General features: G+C 54.4%; 17 protein-coding genes and 1 pseudogene. 8 read left to right on the forward strand and 10 right to left on the reverse strand.

The genetic code is table 11. The features are described from left to right. Window positions 1-858 (reverse strand): aldo/keto reductase, encoded by an 858-nt coding sequence (locus FCN80_RS03195; RefSeq protein ID WP_373880316.1) that lies wholly within the window; start codon window positions 856-858, stop codon window positions 1-3. Window positions 859-944: 86 nt separating this feature from the next. Next, window positions 945-1694: a MipA/OmpV family protein gene (locus FCN80_RS03200; RefSeq protein ID WP_230492459.1), complete on the reverse strand. Its 750-nt coding sequence runs from the start codon at window positions 1692-1694 to the stop codon at window positions 945-947. 440 nt (window positions 1695-2134) lie between these two features. On the opposite strand from FCN80_RS03200, the gene yeaG reads away from it, so the two are divergent. Further along, window positions 2135-4069, forward strand: a complete 1935-nt coding sequence (yeaG, locus tag FCN80_RS03205) for a protein kinase YeaG (RefSeq protein ID WP_136988446.1) — start codon at window positions 2135-2137, stop codon at window positions 4067-4069. 36 nt (window positions 4070-4105) lie between these two features. Beyond that, entirely contained in the window at window positions 4106-5380 is a 1275-nt protein-coding gene (locus FCN80_RS03210) for a YeaH/YhbH family protein (protein WP_136988447.1), read from the forward strand. 108 nt (window positions 5381-5488) lie between these two features. On the opposite strand, the gene FCN80_RS03215 is transcribed toward FCN80_RS03210, so the two are convergent. Then, window positions 5489-6880, reverse strand: a complete 1392-nt coding sequence (locus tag FCN80_RS03215) for a diguanylate cyclase (protein ID WP_136988448.1) — start codon at window positions 6878-6880, stop codon at window positions 5489-5491. A gap of 455 nt (window positions 6881-7335) precedes the next feature. On the opposite strand from FCN80_RS03215, the gene FCN80_RS03220 reads away from it, so the two are divergent. Beyond that, the gene (locus tag FCN80_RS03220; RefSeq protein ID WP_136988449.1) at window positions 7336-9063 is read left to right on the forward strand and encodes a potassium/proton antiporter; all 1728 of its coding nucleotides are present in this window, start codon (window positions 7336-7338) and stop codon (window positions 9061-9063) included. A 2-nt stretch (window positions 9064-9065) separates the two neighbouring features. Here the strand turns inward: FCN80_RS03220 and FCN80_RS03225 are convergent, their stop codons facing one another. The 3 genes and pseudogenes from FCN80_RS03225 to FCN80_RS03235 all read right to left on the reverse strand — a co-directional run bounded on the left by FCN80_RS03225 (window position 9066) and on the right by FCN80_RS03235 (window position 11989). Next, window positions 9066-9500 (reverse strand): MarR family winged helix-turn-helix transcriptional regulator, encoded by a 435-nt coding sequence (locus FCN80_RS03225; protein WP_136988450.1) that lies wholly within the window; start codon window positions 9498-9500, stop codon window positions 9066-9068. 92 nt (window positions 9501-9592) lie between these two features. Further along, complete coding sequence (gene dadX, locus FCN80_RS03230) at window positions 9593-10666, reverse strand: catabolic alanine racemase DadX (RefSeq protein ID WP_136988451.1); 1074 nt, start codon at window positions 10664-10666, stop codon at window positions 9593-9595. Between the two features lie 34 nt (window positions 10667-10700). Further along, window positions 10701-11989, reverse strand: a pseudogene (locus FCN80_RS03235) (D-amino acid dehydrogenase). A 427-nt stretch (window positions 11990-12416) separates the two neighbouring features. Here FCN80_RS03235 and FCN80_RS03240 point away from each other — a divergent pair. After that, window positions 12417-13952 carry a SpoVR family protein gene (locus tag FCN80_RS03240; protein ID WP_136988452.1) on the forward strand — a complete coding sequence of 512 codons (1536 nt, stop codon included), beginning with the start codon at window positions 12417-12419 and terminating at the stop codon, window positions 13950-13952. 87 nt (window positions 13953-14039) lie between these two features. On the opposite strand, the gene fadR is transcribed toward FCN80_RS03240, so the two are convergent. Next, the gene (fadR, locus tag FCN80_RS03245; protein WP_136988453.1) at window positions 14040-14756 is read right to left on the reverse strand and encodes a fatty acid metabolism transcriptional regulator FadR; all 717 of its coding nucleotides are present in this window, start codon (window positions 14754-14756) and stop codon (window positions 14040-14042) included. A 565-nt stretch (window positions 14757-15321) separates the two neighbouring features. On the opposite strand from fadR, the gene dsbB reads away from it, so the two are divergent. Continuing rightward, entirely contained in the window at window positions 15322-15852 is a 531-nt protein-coding gene (gene dsbB / locus FCN80_RS03250; RefSeq protein WP_136988454.1) for a disulfide bond formation protein DsbB, read from the forward strand. 63 nt (window positions 15853-15915) lie between these two features. On the opposite strand, the gene FCN80_RS03255 is transcribed toward dsbB, so the two are convergent. The 3 genes from FCN80_RS03255 to FCN80_RS03265 all read right to left on the reverse strand — a co-directional run bounded on the left by FCN80_RS03255 (window position 15916) and on the right by FCN80_RS03265 (window position 17573). Next, window positions 15916-16362: a YcgN family cysteine cluster protein gene (locus FCN80_RS03255; RefSeq protein ID WP_136988455.1), complete on the reverse strand. Its 447-nt coding sequence runs from the start codon at window positions 16360-16362 to the stop codon at window positions 15916-15918. A gap of 103 nt (window positions 16363-16465) precedes the next feature. After that, window positions 16466-17122, reverse strand: coding sequence for a fumarylacetoacetate hydrolase family protein (locus tag FCN80_RS03260; RefSeq protein WP_136988456.1), 657 nt, complete (start codon window positions 17120-17122; stop codon window positions 16466-16468). A gap of 178 nt (window positions 17123-17300) precedes the next feature. After that, a complete protein-coding gene (locus FCN80_RS03265) occupies window positions 17301-17573 on the reverse strand; it encodes a YcgL domain-containing protein (RefSeq protein ID WP_136988628.1) in 273 nt (90 codons plus the stop codon). Window positions 17574-17865: 292 nt separating this feature from the next. Here FCN80_RS03265 and minC point away from each other — a divergent pair, with 292 nt between their 5' ends. Genes minC through minE form a run of 3 tightly spaced genes read left to right on the forward strand, consistent with a single transcriptional unit; the run spans window position 17866 to window position 19650 of the window. Next, the gene (minC, locus tag FCN80_RS03270) at window positions 17866-18543 is read left to right on the forward strand and encodes a septum site-determining protein MinC (protein ID WP_136988457.1); all 678 of its coding nucleotides are present in this window, start codon (window positions 17866-17868) and stop codon (window positions 18541-18543) included. 21 nt (window positions 18544-18564) lie between these two features. Next, window positions 18565-19377 (forward strand): septum site-determining protein MinD, encoded by an 813-nt coding sequence (gene minD / locus FCN80_RS03275; protein ID WP_136988458.1) that lies wholly within the window; start codon window positions 18565-18567, stop codon window positions 19375-19377. A gap of 3 nt (window positions 19378-19380) precedes the next feature. Next, window positions 19381-19650 (forward strand): cell division topological specificity factor MinE, encoded by a 270-nt coding sequence (gene minE / locus FCN80_RS03280; RefSeq protein ID WP_136988459.1) that lies wholly within the window; start codon window positions 19381-19383, stop codon window positions 19648-19650. Window positions 19651-19670 lie beyond the last annotated feature (20 nt).

The raw sequence follows: 19670 nt of genomic DNA on the forward strand, positions 1-19670 counted from the left end.
TCAGACGATATCCAGGTGGGTCTTGCGCCTGGGCGCCGGAAATGCCTCGTCAAGGGTGTGCAGTTGCGCATCGCTTAACAGGATATTCAGCGCTTCGGCATTTTCTTTAATATGCGCGTCGTTGCCGGCCTTGGGAATCGCAATCACCCCCGGTTGGCGAATGACCCAGGCCAGCAGAATCTGGGCCGGCGTCACCCTAAGTTCCTTTGCGATGCCGATCACCGCCGGATTATCCAACAAATCACTGCGCAATTTCCCGCCCTGGGCCAACGGACAATACGCCATAACCGGCAACGATTGTCGCCAGCACCAGGGCAGCAAGTCATATTCGATACCGCGGGAGGCCAGGTGGTAAAGAACCTGGTCGGTCATGCAAGCGCTGCCGCCGGGTACCGACCACAACGCCTGCATATCCGCCAAATCCAGGTTGGACACGCCCCAGCGCTTGATCTTGCCCGCCTGCTGCAAACGCTCCATGGCGACAACGGTCTGCGCCAGGGGGATACCGCCCCGCCAGTGCAGCAGATATAAATCGATATAATCGGTTTGCAACCGGCGCAAGCTGTTTTCGCAGGCCGTTACCGCTTTCTGACCGCCAGCATTCTGGGGATAGACTTTGGACACCAGGAATACATCGTCCCGGCGACCGCGTATGGCCTGACCGACCACCCGTTCCGCTCCGCCCTCGGCATACATCTCCGCGGTATCGATTAACGTCAGGCCCAGATCGAGACCGCGCCGCAGCGCGCGCGCCTCGCGCTCTTTATCGCCATCGCGTTCCCCCATGTACCAGGTACCCTGGCCGATGGCCGGCACCGAAACGCCGTCTGGAAAAATCACCTGTTTCATGGTCATCATTCTCCTGTTCTCATGAATCACGGCAATCGCACTATTTTAATGCAATATTCTAAAAAGGCGCTAATATGGTGCATGCGCCGCACCATTTAAAAGCGATAGGTGATCCCGGCACCAATTAGGGTCGTGGAACTGGCATCCACCATGGGGCTGTCCTTGACCTCATCGCTTAATCGCGTGTATCGCGCCATTAACATCGCTTGCCAGTTGTCGGTGACCGCATACAGGGCCGTGACCTCAAGATACGGCGACCAGCCGTCGTCGGCCTGGTATTGTTCGAGTCCGCTACGGCGGGCTTCGTGGGAGCTGACGCCGAAGTAATAGTCGTTTTGCTTGCCGCTGGCCCAGCCGGCGCCGACACCCGGCAGCAGCGTCAGACGCTGGAAGTGGAAGGGATACAGATAGGCCAGATCAGCGGCAAATCCATTGCTGTTATTAAGGATATCGCCGAGGTATTGCCCCCGAACGATGCCCCATTCAGCGCTGTACCGGTAGCTGATGCCCGCCATCGCGGTGGACCGGCGTTCATCAAGCTTTTTCATATAACCATAATCATCGTCGTCGGGCTTAAACCCCCAAGGCAGATAGGAGACGGTTAATGATAATTGATTTTGTTGATCTTTCCACAAATAATACCCGGCGCTCAACCCGCGGATATACAGGCTGTCGCCGTCATAGTTAATCACTGGAAAGGGTTTGATACGCTCATCGCCGCCTTTATAAGGCGAAGTCGATCGAAATGCCGACGCGCCGAGCGACCAGTCCGAAGCCATTACGCCCGGCGGCCAAAGCCCTGTTGCGATGATAATACTCAATAATTTTAAAGAGTAGCTTTTCACAATGACTGTTTCCCCTAGTGTAACGATTGTAAAAATTGCAACGGCACGAATGCAAATGAGAAGTGTAAAGTAAAGGTATGGCCTATGGCTGTTATTTACAGAAACAAACAATTAACCTCTAAATTATATCCTAATTTTCTATAAACTATAACGGAATCTGTTGACAGGCCTCCAGAGCGCGTCACAATGGGATCCAGAGGGTATTTCACCAACTGAGTCATTGATAAATCTTAAAAAAAGCGGTAACAGTTAAATGACATTTTCAAGATGCCAACTAGACTTTATCGTAGAGAGAGATTTTCTCTGGGAAAGTCCGCAACAAAATGCGTATAAGTTGGCATAGTGGTTGCTGTACTTCAGGAGGGATCTTTTTTCAGGAGCTGTAAATTACTCACTTAGCTCCTTTTAACCTGTGCTAATAACGAAGGACGGGCATCGCCATGAACATATTTGACCAGTATCGTCAGCGCTACGAAGCTGCCAAGGACGAAGAGTTCACCTTGCAGGAGTTCCTGGCCATCTGCCGCCAGGATCGCAGCGCGTTCGCCAATGCAGCCGAGAGGCTCTTGATGGCCATCGGTGAGCCAGTTATGGTTGACACCGCGCAAGAACCGGCTCTTTCCCGGCTGTTTTCCAACCGCGTTATCGCACGCTATCCTGCCTTTGAAGAGTTTTACGGCATGGAGGAGTCCATTGAGCAAATTGTTTCGTATTTGAAGCATGCCGCTCAGGGCCTGGAGGAAAAGAAACAAATCCTCTATTTGCTCGGCCCGGTGGGCGGCGGGAAGTCCTCCCTGGCGGAAAGGCTGAAGTCTTTGATGCAGCGCGTACCGATTTACATCCTGAGCGCCAATGGGGAACGCAGTCCGGTGAACGATCATCCGCTGTGCCTCTTCAATCCTCAGGAAGACGCCAATATCCTGGAAAAAGAATACGGTATCCCACGACGCTATCTCGGCACCATCATGTCGCCCTGGGCGGCGAAACGCCTGCACGATTTCGGCGGCGATATTACCCGTTTCCGGGTGGTCAAGGTATGGCCGTCCATCCTGGAACAGATAGCCATCGCCAAGACCGAGCCCGGCGACGAGAACAACCAGGATATATCGGCCCTGGTGGGTAAAGTCGACATCCGCAAACTTGAGGATCATGCCCAGAACGATCCCGACGCCTATGGCTATTCCGGCGCACTGTGCCGGGCCAATCAGGGCATCATGGAATTTGTGGAAATGTTTAAGGCGCCCATCAAGGTACTGCATCCGTTGCTGACCGCCACGCAGGAGGGCAACTATAACGGCACCGAGGGCATCGCGGCCCTGCCCTTTAACGGCATCATCCTGGCGCACTCCAATGAATCCGAATGGGTTCAATTCCGTAACAACAAAAACAATGAGGCTTTCCTTGATCGGGTTTATATCGTCAAAGTGCCTTATTGCCTGAGGGTGTCGCAGGAAATCAAGATTTATGAAAAACTGATAAGCCACAGCGAGCTGGCGGATGCGCCTTGCGCGCCCGGCACGCTGGAAACCCTGGCGCGTTTTTCCATTCTTTCCCGGCTGAAGGAACCGGAAAACTCCAGTATCTATTCCAAGATGCGCATTTATGACGGCGAGAGTTTGAAGGATACCGACCCGAAGGCCAAATCCTATCAAGAGTATCGCGATTATGCCGGGGTGGACGAAGGCATGACCGGTTTGTCGACGCGTTTCGCCTTTAAGATACTTTCCCGTGTGTTTAATTTCGATCACGGCGAAGTCGCCGCCAATCCCGTTCATCTATTCTACATTCTGGAACAGCAAATTGAACGGGAGCAATTTCCGCAAGATGTGGCGGAAAAATACCTCGAGCATTTGAAGGGGTATCTCATTCCCAAATACGCCGAATTCATCGGCAAGGAGATACAAACCGCCTATCTGGAATCTTATTCCGAATACGGTCAGAATATATTTGACCGTTACGTGTCTTATGCCGACTTCTGGATCCAGGACCAGGAATACCGTGATCCTGATACGGGCCAATTATTCGATAGAGAGGCGCTGAACGCCGAACTGGAAAAAATCGAAAAACCGGCCGGCATCAGCAATCCAAAAGATTTCCGAAACGAAATCGTTAACTTTGTCCTGCGCGCGCGCGCCAATAATAGCGGACGCAACCCGAACTGGACCAGTTATGAGAAGCTCCGCACCGTTATTGAGAAGAAAATGTTTTCCAATACGGAAGAGCTGTTGCCAGTCATTTCCTTTAATGCGAAAACATCCACGGATGAGCAGAAGAAACACGATGACTTCGTGGACCGCATGATGGAAAAGGGCTATACCCGCAAGCAGGTTCGATTACTGTGTGAATGGTATCTGCGGGTAAGGAAATCGTCATAAACGCGACCCGTAGATATTGTCGTCCGGAGGAGATATATGGCCTACTTTATTGACCGACGACTTAACGGCAAAAACAAAAGCATGGTGAATCGCCAACGCTTTTTGCGCCGTTATAAGTCACAAATCAAACAGTCGATTGCCGGGGCCATTAACAAGCGTTCGGTTACCGATGTGGAGAGTGGGGAATCAGTCTCGATACCCAATACCGACATCAATGAGCCCTTTTTCCACCAGGGCCGAGGTGGCTTACGTCATCGCGTACATCCTGGCAATGATCACTTTGTGCAAAATGATCGCATTGAGCGCCCGCCGGGAGGCGGGGGCGGCGGCAGTGGTCAGGGCAATGCCAGCCAGGACGGCGAAGGCCAGGATGAGTTCGTTTTTCAGATATCCAAGGACGAATATCTGGATTTGCTGTTTGAGGATTTGGCGCTGCCCAATTTGCAGAAGAACCAGTACAAACAGCTAAACGAATATAAAACACACCGGTCGGGTTATACCTCGACCGGGGTACCGGCCAATATCAGCGTCGTGAAGTCTTTGCAAAACTCCCTGGTGCGGCGCACCGCCATGACGGCCGGCAAGCGCCGCAATATCCGGGAGTTGGAGGCCGAGCTGGCGCTGTTGGCCAACAGCGAGCCCATCCAGTTGCTGGAGGAGGAACGGATTCACAAAGAAATCGCCGAGCTACGGCAGAAAATCGCCCGTGTGCCCTTTATCGACACCTTCGATTTGCGTTACAAGAATTTCGAACGGCGTCCCGAACCCTCCAGCCAGGCGGTGATGTTTTGTCTGATGGACGTCTCGGGGTCAATGGATCAAGCCACCAAGGATATGGCCAAGCGTTTTTACATCCTGCTGTATTTGTTCTTGAGCCGGACTTACAAAAATGTGGATGTGGTTTATATCCGTCACCATACGCAGGCCAAGGAAGTGGATGAACACGAGTTTTTTTACTCGCAGGAAACCGGAGGGACGATTGTTTCGAGCGCGTTGAAATTGATGGAGGACGTCGTCAAGGATCGCTACAATCCGTCGCAATGGAATATTTATGCGGCACAAGCGTCGGATGGCGATAACTGGGCGGATGATTCTCCCTTGTGCCACGAGCTATTGGCCAACCGGCTGCTTCCGGTGGTGCGTTACTACAGCTATATTGAAATCACCCGCCGGGCGCATCAAACCCTGTGGCGGGAATATGAAGATCTGCAGGCCAGGTACGATAATTTCGCCATGCAGCATATTCGCGACCAGGAAGATATTTATCCGGTATTTCGCGAGTTGTTCCATAAACAAGTTAACGAAAAATAAATCTTGCTCTCCCCCTATCAGCCAGACAGCGGCGGTTTCTGGCTGATTATCAACCCATAGGAAACCGCCGCTCCCTCCTTGTGCCGTTCTGGTTTTCCTAAAACCCGGTTATTTGCCTTCAGATCGGTATGTCCGGATGCGATCACGCCCTTGCTGTTTGGCGCTGTACAACGCGCTGTCGGCCTTGCGGATGAGACGGTCAAAGTCCGGATGCCCGTCGAAGGGGCACAGGCCGGCGCTGACGGTCAGTTCGATTTTCTGGCCGCCGGCGGCATGTATTGGGCGATGGGCTATTTTGGCGCGAATATTTTCAATGATCTGCAGCGCCTGGTTCTCCGTCGTCTCGACGAGAATCAGCATGAATTCCTCGCCCCCATAGCGAAAGACATAATCGCTGCTGCGCACGCTTTCATACAGCATCGCGGCAATGCTCTTCAACGCCTGATCTCCGGTATCATGGCCATACTGGTCATTGATGCGTTTAAAATAATCAATATCCAGCATAGCGATGACAAAGGGCGATTTGTTGCGCATGGACAACGCGATTTCCCGGCGCAGGATGGTGGGGATAAAGCGCCGGTTAAGCAGATTGGTCAGCGGATCCTTGCCGTTTTCGAACTTGGCCAGTTCATCGAACAGCGATGACAACAGGGATGTGAGTTTCATGACCCGATTACGGACTGTACGCAGCAATAGATAGCGCTCTTCGGCCACCGCCAGCATTGCCGGGCTATAGCCATGTATAAACCCATCGGTGTTGCCAAGCAAAGCGGCGATTTCCGTCGCTTCGTCCCCCTGCTCGAAGACATGCCGGCCTTTATGTTGAAACCATAAACCAAATTCCGATTCGGCCAAATCCTGAATTTCCCCTACCGGCAGGCCGGTGGCGACGGTATAGATAAAATGATTTTCCCAATTCAGCAAGGCGGCCAACTGGCGTTCGCGCTCAACATTGACATTATCCATAATGGAAAACAGCCGGTAGTTCTCCTTATCCTTGGTCGTGCTGTCATGGGTGCGGGAATAGGCGGTAGTCATCACTTCTATGGCGGTATCCATTACCAGCGAAGCGAAGCGCATGGCGTCGTAGCATAGCGCCGTATCGCGTTCTTCGCGACACAGGCACTGATAGAGGCCGAGCTTGACCCGCCGGGCGCCGCGGGCCACCAGATCAATGGGAATACCGATACGGGCATGCATCTCCCCCACTTTGCGCTGGGCGGCGATGAGTTGTTCCAGATTGGCGTCGGAACTGCCCAGGACCTGTTTTATCCAGTTTAACAATGTGCCGTGCAGCCGTTCCTTAACCTGCTTGCTTGATAAAAACAACCGGGCATCGTCGTCGCTCAGCATATAGTCGTAAAAATCATCCACCAGCGGACTGATATCCTCGTTGCTCAGCGACAGCAGCAATGTATGCGCGGCATTCCCGGTAAAGGCGATAAGCTCGCGCCATTCACCGAGGATCAGATTATCGTAAGACGGCCCGTCGATTCTCATTGGAAGGCAATTCCAGCGCTAAACAGTTTTTGTTGTGCTATTGTAACATGATCGGTGGAATGAAATAGCGCCACACTGGCGCCGGCGCGCAAAAAACGACCCCTGAAGGGGTCCTGGCCGGATTTCGGACAGGCAAATATGTTCTTTTACGGCGTATCCGTAGAATACCGCATCAAAGGCGGGAAATGCCGCTTTTTCAGGCGAAAAAATTTTGTTACCCTGAAAAAGGGTAGATTATTCAAGTTCGGCCGAAGCGCCGCCGAAACGGGCGCATCCCTTCCCAACCGCTGATCTTCCGGCTACGGCGATCTTTTTGACCGGCAAAACGCCGCCAACATCGCATGTTTTACCAAAACTGCCGAAATACGCCGCGACAAGCCTGGCGACCGGCTTTAGCCGGAGAATTCCTTGCAAGGCGACGTGGCCCGGGCAGGTGATAAGAAGGAGAGCGATATTTGGAAAGCGGTACCATTTTCAGTTTATTTATCATCGGCTCATTGCTGGTGGGCGGCAGCATAGTGTTAAGCTCCTTCTCATCCCGGTTGGGCATTCCCATTCTGGTCATTTTTCTCGCCATCGGCATGCTGGCCGGCGTTGACGGCCTGGGCGGCATCGGTTTTGATAATTATCCGATGGCCTATCTCATCAGCAATCTGGCCTTGGCGATAATACTTCTGGACGGGGGAATGCGTACCCGCGCCGCGTCTTTCCGCGTCGCCATGTGGCCTGCCCTGTCGCTATCGACGGTGGGCGTGATGATCACGGCCGGCCTGACTGGAGTGGTCGCCGCCTGGTTGTTCAGTCTTAATCTGGTGGAAGGATTACTTATCGGCGCCATCGTCGGTTCCACCGACGCTGCCGCCGTCTTCTCGCTGCTCGGCGACAAAGGCTTGAATGAACGCGTCAACTCGACACTGGAAATCGAATCCGGCTATAACGATCCGATGGCGGTTTTTTTAACCGTTACCTTGATAAGCATGATCCAGCAAAAGCAAACCCATCCCGATTGGATGTTTTTACTGGATTTTTTCCGTGAATTCGGTCTGGGCGTACTCTTCGGTCTGGGCGGCGGCTGGCTTTTGCAGCAGGCCGTGAATCGCATTTCCCTGGCCGGCGGTCTTTATCCGCTGCTGGCGCTCAGCGGCGGCATCATGGTGTTTTCCCTGGCCAACACGCTGGGGGGCAGTGGAATACTGGCAGTCTACCTGTGTGGTTTTATTCTGGGCAACCGGCCGATACGCAACCGCCACGGGATTCTGCAGACCTTTGACGGCATGGCCTGGCTAAGCCAGATCGGCATGTTTTTGGTGCTGGGACTGCTGGTCAATCCCCACGACTTATGGTTTATCGCCGCCCCGGCCTTGCTGCTGTCGCTGTGGCTGATGCTGGTGGCCCGGCCGTTATCCATTCTGGTGGGGTTGCTGCCGTTTCGCAATTTCACCACCCGTGAGCGCTTTTTCCTGTCCTGGGTGGGACTGCGCGGTGCGGTGCCCATTATCCTGGCGGTCTTTCCCATGATGGCCGGTTTGGAAAACGCCAGGCTTTTTTTCAACGTCGCGTTTTTCATCGTGCTGATCTCGCTGCTCTTGCAAGGCACGTCGCTGGAATACGCGGCTAAATTGGCCCGGGTCATCGTTCCGCCCACCGCGTCGCCCATCAACCGGGTCGGCATGGACATTCATCCGGAAAACCCCTGGGAACAATTCATTTATCAGCTCGGCAATGAAAACTGGTGCGTGGGCGCCATGCTGCGGGATTTGAAAATGCCGAAACATACCCGCATCGCCGCGCTGTTCCGCGATAATGTCCTGTTGCATCCCACCGGCAACACCCGGCTCAAGGAAGGCGATGTTTTGTGCGTTATCGGTCGGGAACGCGATTTGCCGGCCCTGGGCCGTCTGTTTAGCCAGTCGCCGCCGGTCGCGCTGGATCAACGCTTCTTCGGCGATTTCATTCTTGAGGCGGAGGCGAAACTGGCCGATGTAGCGGCTATTTACGGCCTGGATTTCGTTGAGAAGGACGATGTTAAAACCACCTTGGGCGAATACGTCATGCAACTGCTCGGCGGCGGCGAACCGGTGGTGGGCGATAACGCCATCGCGGAGGGATTGGTCTGGACCGTGGCGGAAAAAGACGAACAGCAAGTCAGTAAAATCGGCATCAAGATCGCCGAGGACCCCTAGCGTCAGGACAAGGATTCAGCCGCGGCATGCACCTGGGCCAACACGCGCATGACGGCTTGCATTTGCGACGGGTCGACATTTTCCAGTATTTCCTTGCCGATGGCGTCCGCTTCGCTGCGAACTTTGACATACAGCGCTTTACCGTCGGCTGTCACGATGAGCAGTTTTTTCCGGCGATCGGCTGATGTCGGTATCCTTTGCACCAGACCGGTTTTCACCAACCGATCCACCATGGTCACGATTGTGGCGCCCTCCACGCCCAGTACCTGGGCCAGTTCGCTCTGCGATAACGGCGATGGCGCGCTGGCGATGGCCGCCACCGCAACCCAGCTGGCCTGACTCAGTCCCAGGTATTTTAAACGGCGATCGATGGCGGCGCGCAACGCGCGGGAGGTGGAGTGCAACAACCTGGCGAAGGATTTGTATTCGATATCCATTAGGCAGCTTAAATTTAGTAATAATATGTCAAAAATTAACACACTTTGACGCCGAAGACCATCGACTGGGGGCGGAATGCGCCGCGGCGGCGCTACCGCGCCACGTCAACCGGTACCCGGGACGCCAGCGCGCACATCAATTCGTAGCCCAGCGTGCCCGCCGACGCGGCCACATCATCGATCTTCACTTGACCGCCCCATAATTCCACGGGGCTGCCGATATGCGCCGCGGGACAAGGCGTGAGGTCGACCATCAGCATGTCCATGGATACCGCGCCCAGCGTCCGCGTCATTACGCCATCAACCCATATCGGCGTACCGGTGGGGGCATGACGCGGGTAACCGTCGGCATAACCGCAGGCCACCACGCCCACCGCCAGGGTTTGCGACGCGCAGTAGCGGCCGCCATAACCGACCCGCCCGCCCGCCGGCACCTGTTGTATAGCGATAAGTTCGCTCCTGAGGGTCATGACCGGTCTGAGGCCGGTATTGGCGATATCACGCCACTCGCCGCTTGGGGACGCGCCGTACAAAATAATACCCGGTCTGACCCATTGGCCATGGGTGTCGGGATGCCACAATGTCGCCGCCGAATTAGCCAGGCAACGCGGACCGGCCAGGCCGGCCATCGCCTGTTCGACCCGCGCCATCTGTTTGTCTACCCCTTCGGGAAGGTCGGCGGTGGCGAAATGCGTCATCAACGTGATCGGGCCGACCTGCGGCAAATCATGCAAACGCTGCCAGGCCCGGCGCAGCCCGGCCTCATCAAACCCCAGTCGGTACATGCCGCTGTTGAATTTAAGATAAACCGCCAGCGGGGCCGTTGGCCGGGCGGCGGCGATAGCGTTGAGCTGCCAGTCGCTATGCACCACCGTCGTCAACCCATAGGCATCAATGACCGCCAAATCCGCCGGGTGGAAGAAGCCCTCCAGCAACAATACCGGTCCTTGCCAGCCGTTCTCGCGCAACATCACCGCTTCGTTCAAATCCAGCAGGGCAAAACCGTCGGTGGCGCGCAATGCCTGCCAGATCCGCCCGAGCCCATGACCATAGGCATTGGCCTTGACCACCGACCAGATCCCGATGCCGGGCGTAAGACGACGAATCACGGACAGATTGGCGGCAAGCGCCTGGCAATCCACCGTGGCCTTGATTGGACGCGGCATACTTATGCTCCCTTACACTCAGACGACCGGCGAATTAGACCGGCGAAGGTATGACGCTTGGACGAAAATCGTCGCGATACCTGTCTACTGACAAATCCTCGCAAGGGATCTCCGGCGCAACGCCGCTGATGATATCCGCCAATAACCGGCCGGAACCGCATGCCATCGTCCAGCCAAGCGTACCGTGACCGGTATTGAGAAAAAGATTGGCAATGGGCGTTTTACCCACGATGGGCGTACCGTCCGGGGTCATGGGACGCAGTCCGGTCCAGAAAACCGCCTGGCCTGTTTCGCCGGCGCCGGGAAATAAGTCGGTCACCACCATCTTAAGCGTGGCGCGGCGCGATTCGACCAGGTGGGTATTGAAGCCGACGATCTCGGCCATGCCCCCCACCCGAATCCGCTGGTCAAAACGGGTAATGGCGATTTTGTAAGTCTCGTCCAGCACGGTGGAGACCGGCGCGGCCTGTTCGTTTATCAGCGGCAGGGTCAGGGAATAGCCTTTCAGCGGATAGACCGGGATGCGCAGCAGATCCCCCAGCATGGCGGTGGAATAGGAGCCCAGCGCCATCACATAGGCATCCCCTTTTACGAGGGTGTCGCCGCAACGCACGCCGGCAATCCGGTCCCCCGTGCGCAGCAGGCGCTCTATCGGGCAGTGATAGCGAAACGTCACGCCCTGCTCGGCGGCCATCGCCGCCAGTCGCTGGGTAAATAACTGGCAGTCGCCGGTTTCATCGTTGGGCAAGCGCAGTCCACCGGTCAATTTATGCGCCGCCCCTGCCAGCGCCGGCTCAATCCGGGCCAATTCACGGGCTTCGAGAAGTTCGAACGGCACGCCCTCATCCCTGAGCACCGCGATATCTTTGGCGGCATTGGCATATATTGCGCCTGGGTGCGAAACAGTTGCAATGTGCCGCCCTGACGGCCTTCATAGGCGATGCCGGTTTCAGCCCGTAAGGCTTTCAGGCAATCACGGCTGTATTCCGCCAGCCGCACCATCCGGCTTTTATTAAGATGGTAATGTCGACTGTCGCAATTGCGCAGCATCTGCCACATCCAGCAAAACTGCCGCCCGGCGCCGTTGATCCGGATAGCCAGGGGCGCATGACGCTGAAACATCCATTTCAGCGCCTTAAGCGGCACGCCGGGCGCCGCCCAGGGCGCCGCGTAGCCGGGTGAAATCTGACCGGCGTTGCCGGCGCTGGTTTCCATGGCCGGTCCGGCCTGTCTGTCCAATACCATCACTTCATGGCCCGCCCGTGCAAGATACCAGGCGCTGGCGACGCCGATAACGCCGCTTCCCAAAATAATCACCCGCATATTTCGTCTTCCTTTGCCGAAATGTGTCACAGTAGAAACAACAGGCTATTCATCATGTTTACTCGCCAATGGTCGAGTGGACGCGGTATTGGCGGCTTTATGCGTAAGGCTACAGTTCATTAAATACACTGTGCCCCTGAATTTTCAATAGTTAATTGACCCTCCCCCTTTCCGGCCAGTCACCGAATAGATTGCGCGGCGCCGGGCCGTCCCAGCCGTCAAGAGCGCAACTTATTGATATATACCCGCCATACTTCGCGTTGCCTGCCCTCCCTTGCCGCCGCGATGCAACCTGAAGTATTTAGAGTATAAATTGGCGTAATCCGCAGAAAAAACCAGCCGGCGACACTCAATCATTTTCATCTTGCACTAGGATTAATAATAAGCCAGCATGGAGAAGTGCTGTCTGTAACGATGAGGTGCGCTGATGACCATTTCCACTGATGAACGTATTAAGGATTCGGCTTGTCTTAGCGATGGACCCGACTGGACATTCGAGCTATTGCAAGTCTATCTGGACGAAATTGACCGGGTGGCGAAATTCTATCGGCTGGACACCTATCCCCACCAGATAGAAGTGATTACCTCGGAACAGATGATGGATGCCTATTCCAGTGTCGGTATGCCTATCAATTATACCCACTGGTCCTTTGGCAAAAAATTCATTGAGACCGAACAGCGTTACAAACACGGCCAGCAAGGGCTGGCTTATGAGATTGTCATTAATTCCAATCCCTGCATCGCCTATCTGATGGAGGAAAACACCATGACCATGCAGGCGCTGGTGATAGCCCACGCCTGTTACGGCCATAATTCCTTCTTCAAAAGCAATTATCTGTTTCGCAGTTGGACCGATGCCGGTTCGATTATCGATTACCTGATTTTCGCCCGGAATTACATCACCCGCTGCGAGGAACGCTACGGCGTCGAGCAGGTGGAGCAATTGCTCGACTCCTGCCATGCGTTAATGAACCATGGCGTCGACCGCTACAAGCGTCCGCAAAAGATTTCCCTGGAAGAAGAGAAATCCCGGCAGCAAAGCCGCGAGGCCTATCTACAAAGTCAGGTGAACGAACTCTGGCGCACGCTGCCCCGTCGCGAAAAAGAGGAATCGCCGGCCCAGGTCGCCCGTTATCCCCAGGAGCCACAGGAAAACCTGCTCTATTTCATGGAGAAAAACGCGCCGTTGCTTGAACCCTGGCAACGGGAAATTCTGCGTATCGTGCGCAAGGTCAGCCAGTATTTTTACCCGCAGAAACAAACCCAGGTCATGAACGAAGGGTGGGCCACCTTCTGGCATTACACCATCCTCAATCATCTCTATGATGAAAAGAAGGTCACCGACCGGTTCATGCTGGAATTTCTCCACAGCCATACCAACGTGGTGTATCAACCGCCTTACAACAGCCCCTATTACAGCGGCATCAACCCTTATGCGCTGGGTTTCGCCATGTTCCAGGATATCAGGCGCATTTGCGAATCCCCCACCGAGGAGGACAGGCGCTGGTTCCCGGATATCGCTGGCAGCGATTGGCTGGAAACATTGCATTTCGCCATGCGTAACTTCAAGGACGAAAGCTTCATCAGCCAGTTTTTGTCGCCCAAGGTCATGCGTGATTTCCGTCTGTTCACGGTACTGGATGATGATCACAACAATTACCTGGAAATTTCCGCCATTCATAATGAGGAAGGCTATCGGGCTATCCGTCAGGAACTGTCATCCCAATATAACCTGAGCAACCTGGAGCCTGATATCCAGGTCTGGAATGTGGATTTACGGGGCGATCGCTCCCTGACGCTGCGCTACACACCGCAAAACCGCGCGCCACTGGCGAAAAACCGCCGGGAAGTGATGAAGCATATTCATCGCCTCTGGGGTTTCGATGTTTATATGGAACAGGTGAATGACGATGGCAATGTGGAGCTGATAGAACGCTGCCCCACCCGCAGTATGCCCCTTTAACACAATCTTTATGAAAGACGGGGGGGCCGGATTGCCGGCCTTCGCCCCCATATACAGAGCGTTTCCCCGTCCGCGGTTATCGCCGGGTTAACGTCCCTCGGCGATATCAAGGGGAAGGGAAGACTGCATGCTGTTCCAGATGGCGCGGCTTTCTTTACCGTAATGCCTGACCAAATCGATGACCTGGTCGTAAAGCCTATCGCGACACAGGACGGAGAGGCGGGTATAGAAGTTGCGCGCCAGCTCGCGGGCTTGCGGATTGGAGAAATAATAGCGCCCCGCCCGCAGATACAACCCTTTCAGTCCATTGAAAATCAGACCGTAAATGGGATTACCGGAAGCGAACGCCAGTTCGTGGAAGATCCGGTAGTCCATTTCGGTGAATACCTCGGGCTGGTCTTCAAGATTTGCCGCCTGCGCCAGGGCGTTCTGTGCTTTATCGGGGTAAAACCGCACCGCCATGCGGATAAAAATGGAGGCGATATTCGTGCGCACCGAAAGCAGATTATCAATGAGTTGCGGGACTTTGTCGTGATCAAGACGAGCCAGGGTTTCGAGGATATTCAGCCCCGAGGTTTCCCAGACATTATTCACCCGGGTGGGTTTGCCATGCTGGATGGTCAGCCAACCGTCCCGTGCCAACCGTTGCAGCACCTCGCGCAAGGTCGTGCGCGTTACGCCTATCACATCGGAAAGCTCCCGTTCCGCGGGCAGAATCGAACCTGGAGGGAATCGGTTATTCCATATGCTTTCGATGAGATACTCTTCCGCGAAACCGGCCGGACTTTGCGCCTTGATCACCATGATAGTATGTTCCGTAGCAGCAGCACTGGTAAGCTATACCCGTCATACCTTAAGCCGCCTCTTTGCCGCGGCTTGCATTACGCAGAGTATAACGAGTGGAAAACGGCCCGATGATAGCAGATCCCACGCCAGTGATATAGGGCGATATACCCGTCAGACTTCACATTGCCACTCTGTTGGCGGCGTCCGGCCATTCCAGACACCGTGTCAGCGCTACCATGCGAACAATTAAGAGGCTGCCCGGCTCTCACTGTAAGATCCCCGCCGGCATAATTCTTTCGCTGCCGGAGAAAGCTCCCGGTTTCTATTTTAGCGATGAAGCCCACCCTACTTCAAGCCGCCTCTTCATTCGCCGCGCGCTGGCCGGCAAACCCAGCGATTAAAGCCGCAATGACCGAAAATCCCGGACGCGCAAAATCCGATAACATGGCCTGGGTCGGGCGAAGTTGAATGAAATAGAAACGAGTCGATTAAAGACGACTGATTTATATCAAAAAGAGGCTGGCATCCGTCTCCAATTGATTTAAACTGCGTGTCTACAAGCAACTGGCCTGGATAATAATATATGTTGCAATTTCTTAACCGCTGCTCGCGGGGACGGGGCGCCTGGGTTTTGATGACCCTCACCGCCATGGCCCTGGAGTTGGTGGCGCTTTACTTTCAGCATGTCATGTTATTGAAACCCTGCGTATTGTGCATCTATCAGCGGGTTGCCCTTTACGGCATTATGGCGGCCGGCATCATTGGCGCCGTCGCCCCGGCGACCCCTTTACGCATCGGCGCAGTATTCATTTGGCTATACAGTGCCTGGGAAGGGCTGAAACTGGCCATGCAGCATACCGAAATCCAGCTTCATCCCTCCCCGTTCGTCACATGCGATTTCTTCGTCAGTTTCCCTTCCTGGCTGCCTTTGGATAAATGGCTGCCGTCGATTTTCAGCGCCACCGGAGACTGTGCGGTTCGCCAGTGGCATTTTCTGTCCCTGGAAATGCCGCAATGGATGATTGTTATTTTCAGCGCCTATTTGCTGGTGGGCTTACTGGTCTTGCTCGCTCAGTTCTTCCCGCCCAAAAAGCGTGACCTGTTTGGCCGCTAGGCCCGACACCGCGGATACGGTCCAAAAGGCCGTATCCGTATCATTGCGCTTTCTTCGCCACGCCTAACCCCGCCAGTCCGGGTGTCTTAGGATATGATCTTCCCAATCCTCCACCTCGTTTTCCGGTACCGCGATATGGCGCACCGAGATGCGTTCGCCGTGCATCGCCGCTTTGGAGCCGGTTAGCAGCGGATGCCAATGAGGCAGCGGCTTGCCCTCTTCCCGCAAGCGGTATGCGCAGGTCGGCGGCAGCCAGTCAAAGGTGGTAAGGTTCTCCCGGGTAAGCTTGATACAGTCCGGCTCATATTCGAAACGCCGCGCATAATGCCGGCATTGGCAGGTTTTGATATTGAGCTGATTACAGGCGACATTAGTGAAATAAATTTCATCGGTATCCTCGTCAATCAACTTATGCAGGCAGCAACGCCCGCATCCGTCGCACAAGGACTCCCATTCCGCGTCGGTCATCTCGCCTAGGGTTTTTTCCTGCCAAAAAGGCTGAGTCGTCATCATCATCTCGGGTGTCGTTGCAGGGGAACACACTATTGCGCCGGCCTCCGGGGGCGACCCCGGCCAGCGCCGCTTCGGTCAAAGCAGCGCGTTGGCATTATCCTCAGATAATTCGGGTGGTAAGGGTATGGTTGTTTACCGATACCGTCAAGTTGTCGCCCGGGATCAGTTTCGCCACACCCTGCGGCGTGCCGGTCAGAATGATGTCGCCGGCCCGCAAGGTGAAATAACGGCTCATATAGGCAATCAGGGGCAGGATGGGCGTTATCATATCCCGGGTGTTGCCCTGCTGTCGTATTTCATTATTCACTTGCAATGTCAGTTGCGCCTGTTGCGCATCCCCGAATTCCGCCACCGGGATAAAACCGGAAATCGGGCAGGAACCGTCGAAACCTTTGGCCTTTTCCCAGGGTTGCCCGGCTTTTTTGAATTTGGCCTGCTGTTCACGCAGCGTCAGGTCCAGCGCCACGCCATATCCCGCGATGGCCCGCGCCACATGATCCTCGTCGGCCTGTTTCAGCGGCATACCAATCAGTACGGCAAGTTCCACTTCGTGATGCACTTCGCCCTGATCGGTGGGAATCGCGATGGGTTGACGAATATCGCAAAGAGCGGTTTCAGGTTTGATAAACAATACCGGTTCAACCGGCGTGGCGCTGCCCATTTCCTTGATATGATCCGAATAATTGCTGCCAACGCAGACCACTTTATTTACCGGGAAATCCAATAAGGCCCCTTGCCAATCTCTGTGTTGATACATGTGGTTACACTCCTGCCTGCCAATCGCAATGGTTCATCATGTTAAAGACGAATGCATATCATCCTACATCGGCCGGGAAAAAGCGACCTTAGGATGCGCGACGCGGCGCGGGTTCCTTCTGGGAAAACGGTCCCCCGGATGATTGCCGCACCGGCAAAAACAATGGATTAATGATCAGTTATTTTCCCGGGGTCTGTTGATGGGCGGCCAATAAATTTTCCGGCGGCGGAGGAAGTTGAAGATAGTAGCCTTGTTCTTCCAGATCCTTTTTTACTTTGTTGATATCCGCTGCGGCCAGTTTTTTGCTACCATTTAACGGTAAAAGCATCGAAAGCACAGGTTTGCCGAATTGCGCCATTAGCTCGGGTGGAACCCTGGAAAAGTCGTCTTTGTTTTCCACATAAAGATAAGTTTGATCTCGTTTGCTACTTCTATAGATCACACAAAACATATTTTTCACTCGTTTTACCCGGTTCGATGGCTTGCCTGAATATAGGAGTAACTATAACATGCATACAATGCAACAGAATATCGCTTACCGGTAGCTTACCGGGTAAATATACCCATTGGATTTCGTGTTGCGGCAAGGCGGTGAGCGAGCGCGGCCAACGTTGCGACAGCGCGGAAGATAACGGGATCCCCGATGGCTTTCGTGTTGCGGCAAGGCGGTGAGCGGGCACGGCCAACGCCGCGGCAGCGCGAAAGATGACGGGGATACACAAGTCAAGGCTGAGTCAGGACAGATGTCACAGGCACCCATCGAGTTAAAAGGCAGTAGCTTTACCTTATCGGTAATTTACATCAATGATGCCCGGCCTGAAGATATTCGTCAGGCTTTGGAAAAAAAAATCGAACAGGCACCCGCATTTCTGAAAGAAGCGCCGGTGGTGGTGAATGTCTCCGCCTTGCCGCAGGATGCAAACTGGCCGCAATTGCGGCGGATATTCTCCGCCACCGGCCTGTATGTGGTGGGCGTTAGCGGCTGCCGGGACGAACAGCTCAAACGGACGATTATTCGCAGCGGACTGCCTTTGATGACCGAGGGCAAGGGGCAAAAGCGCGTAACGCCGCCGGAGCCCGCCGTTTCATCCGGAAAAACCAAGCGGATCGACACCCCGGTTCGATCCGGTCAACAGATTTATGCGCGTAACTGCGATCTGATCGTGACCAGTAGCGTTAGCGCTGGCGCCGAATTGATTGCCGACGGCAATATCCATATTTATGGCGTCATGCGGGGCAGAGCCTTGGCGGGGGCATCAGGGGATGCGTTTTGCCAGATATTCTGCACCCACCTTTCACCCGAACTTGTTTCGATTGCCGGCCGATATTGGCTCAGCGATCAAATCCCGGCGGAATATTCGGGCAAGGCCGCCCGACTCAGTTTGCAAGACAATACGCTTACCATTCAACCTTTAAATTAAGCCCTGACAAGGAAACCATTTATGGCACGCATTATAGTTGTTACTTCGGGTAAAGGAGGCGTCGGCAAAACCACATCAAGCGCGGCTATTGCGACCGGTCTGGCCCGGAAAGGCAAAAAGACGGTGGTGATCGATTTTGATATTGGTTTGCGCAATCTTGATTTGATTATGGGTTGCGAGCGCCGGGTGGTTTATGATTTCATCAATGTGATTCAGGGCGATGCCACCCTCAACCAGGCCTTAATCAAGGATAAGCGCACCGATAATCTTTATATTCTGCCGGCCTCGCAGACAAGGGACAAAGATGCTCTGACCCGCGAGGGTGTGGAAAAAGTCCTCGACGATCTTAACGGAATGGAATTTGAATTCGTGGTCTGCGATTCGCCGGCCGGCATTGAGACCGGGGCGCTGATGGCGTTGTATTTCGCCGATGAGGCAATCATCACCACCAATCCGGAGGTATCGTCCGTGCGGGATTCGGACCGTATTCTGGGCATATTGGCATCCAAATCCCGTCGCGCCGAAAATGGCTTGGAGCCGATTAAGGAACATTTGCTGCTGACCCGATACAATCCCGGCCGGGTTAATCGCGGCGACATGCTCAGCATGGAAGACGTCATCGAAATTCTGCGCATTCCCCTACTGGGGGTGATCCCCGAGGATCAATCGGTTTTACGCGCATCCAACCAGGGAGAGCCGGTTATTCTCGACCAGGCGTCCGATGCGGGTCAGGCCTATTCGGACACGGTAGATCGCTTGCTGGGAGAAGAACGTCCCTTTCGCTTCGTTGAAGAAGAGAAAAAGGGTTTCTTGAAACGCCTGTTTGGGGGATAAACCATGGCATTACTCGATTTTTTCCTGTCCCGCAAAAAAACGACAGCCAATATAGCCAAGGAACGGCTGCAGATCATTGTCGCCGAGCGCCGCAGAAGCGACAGCGAGCCTCATTACCTGCCGCAGCTGAAAAGGGACATTCTTCAAGTGATTTGCAAATATGTGCAAATCGACCCGGAAATGGTTTCTGTTCAACTGGAACAAAAGGAAGGGGATATTTCCATTCTCGAGCTGAATGTCACGTTGCCGGAGGCGGAAGAAAGCCCAAAATGAGACCCCGAGGCTGATTCCCC

The sequence above is a fragment of the Martelella alba genome (assembly GCF_005217455.1).
In the GTDB taxonomy this organism is placed as follows: Bacteria; Pseudomonadota; Gammaproteobacteria; order Enterobacterales; family Enterobacteriaceae; genus Acerihabitans.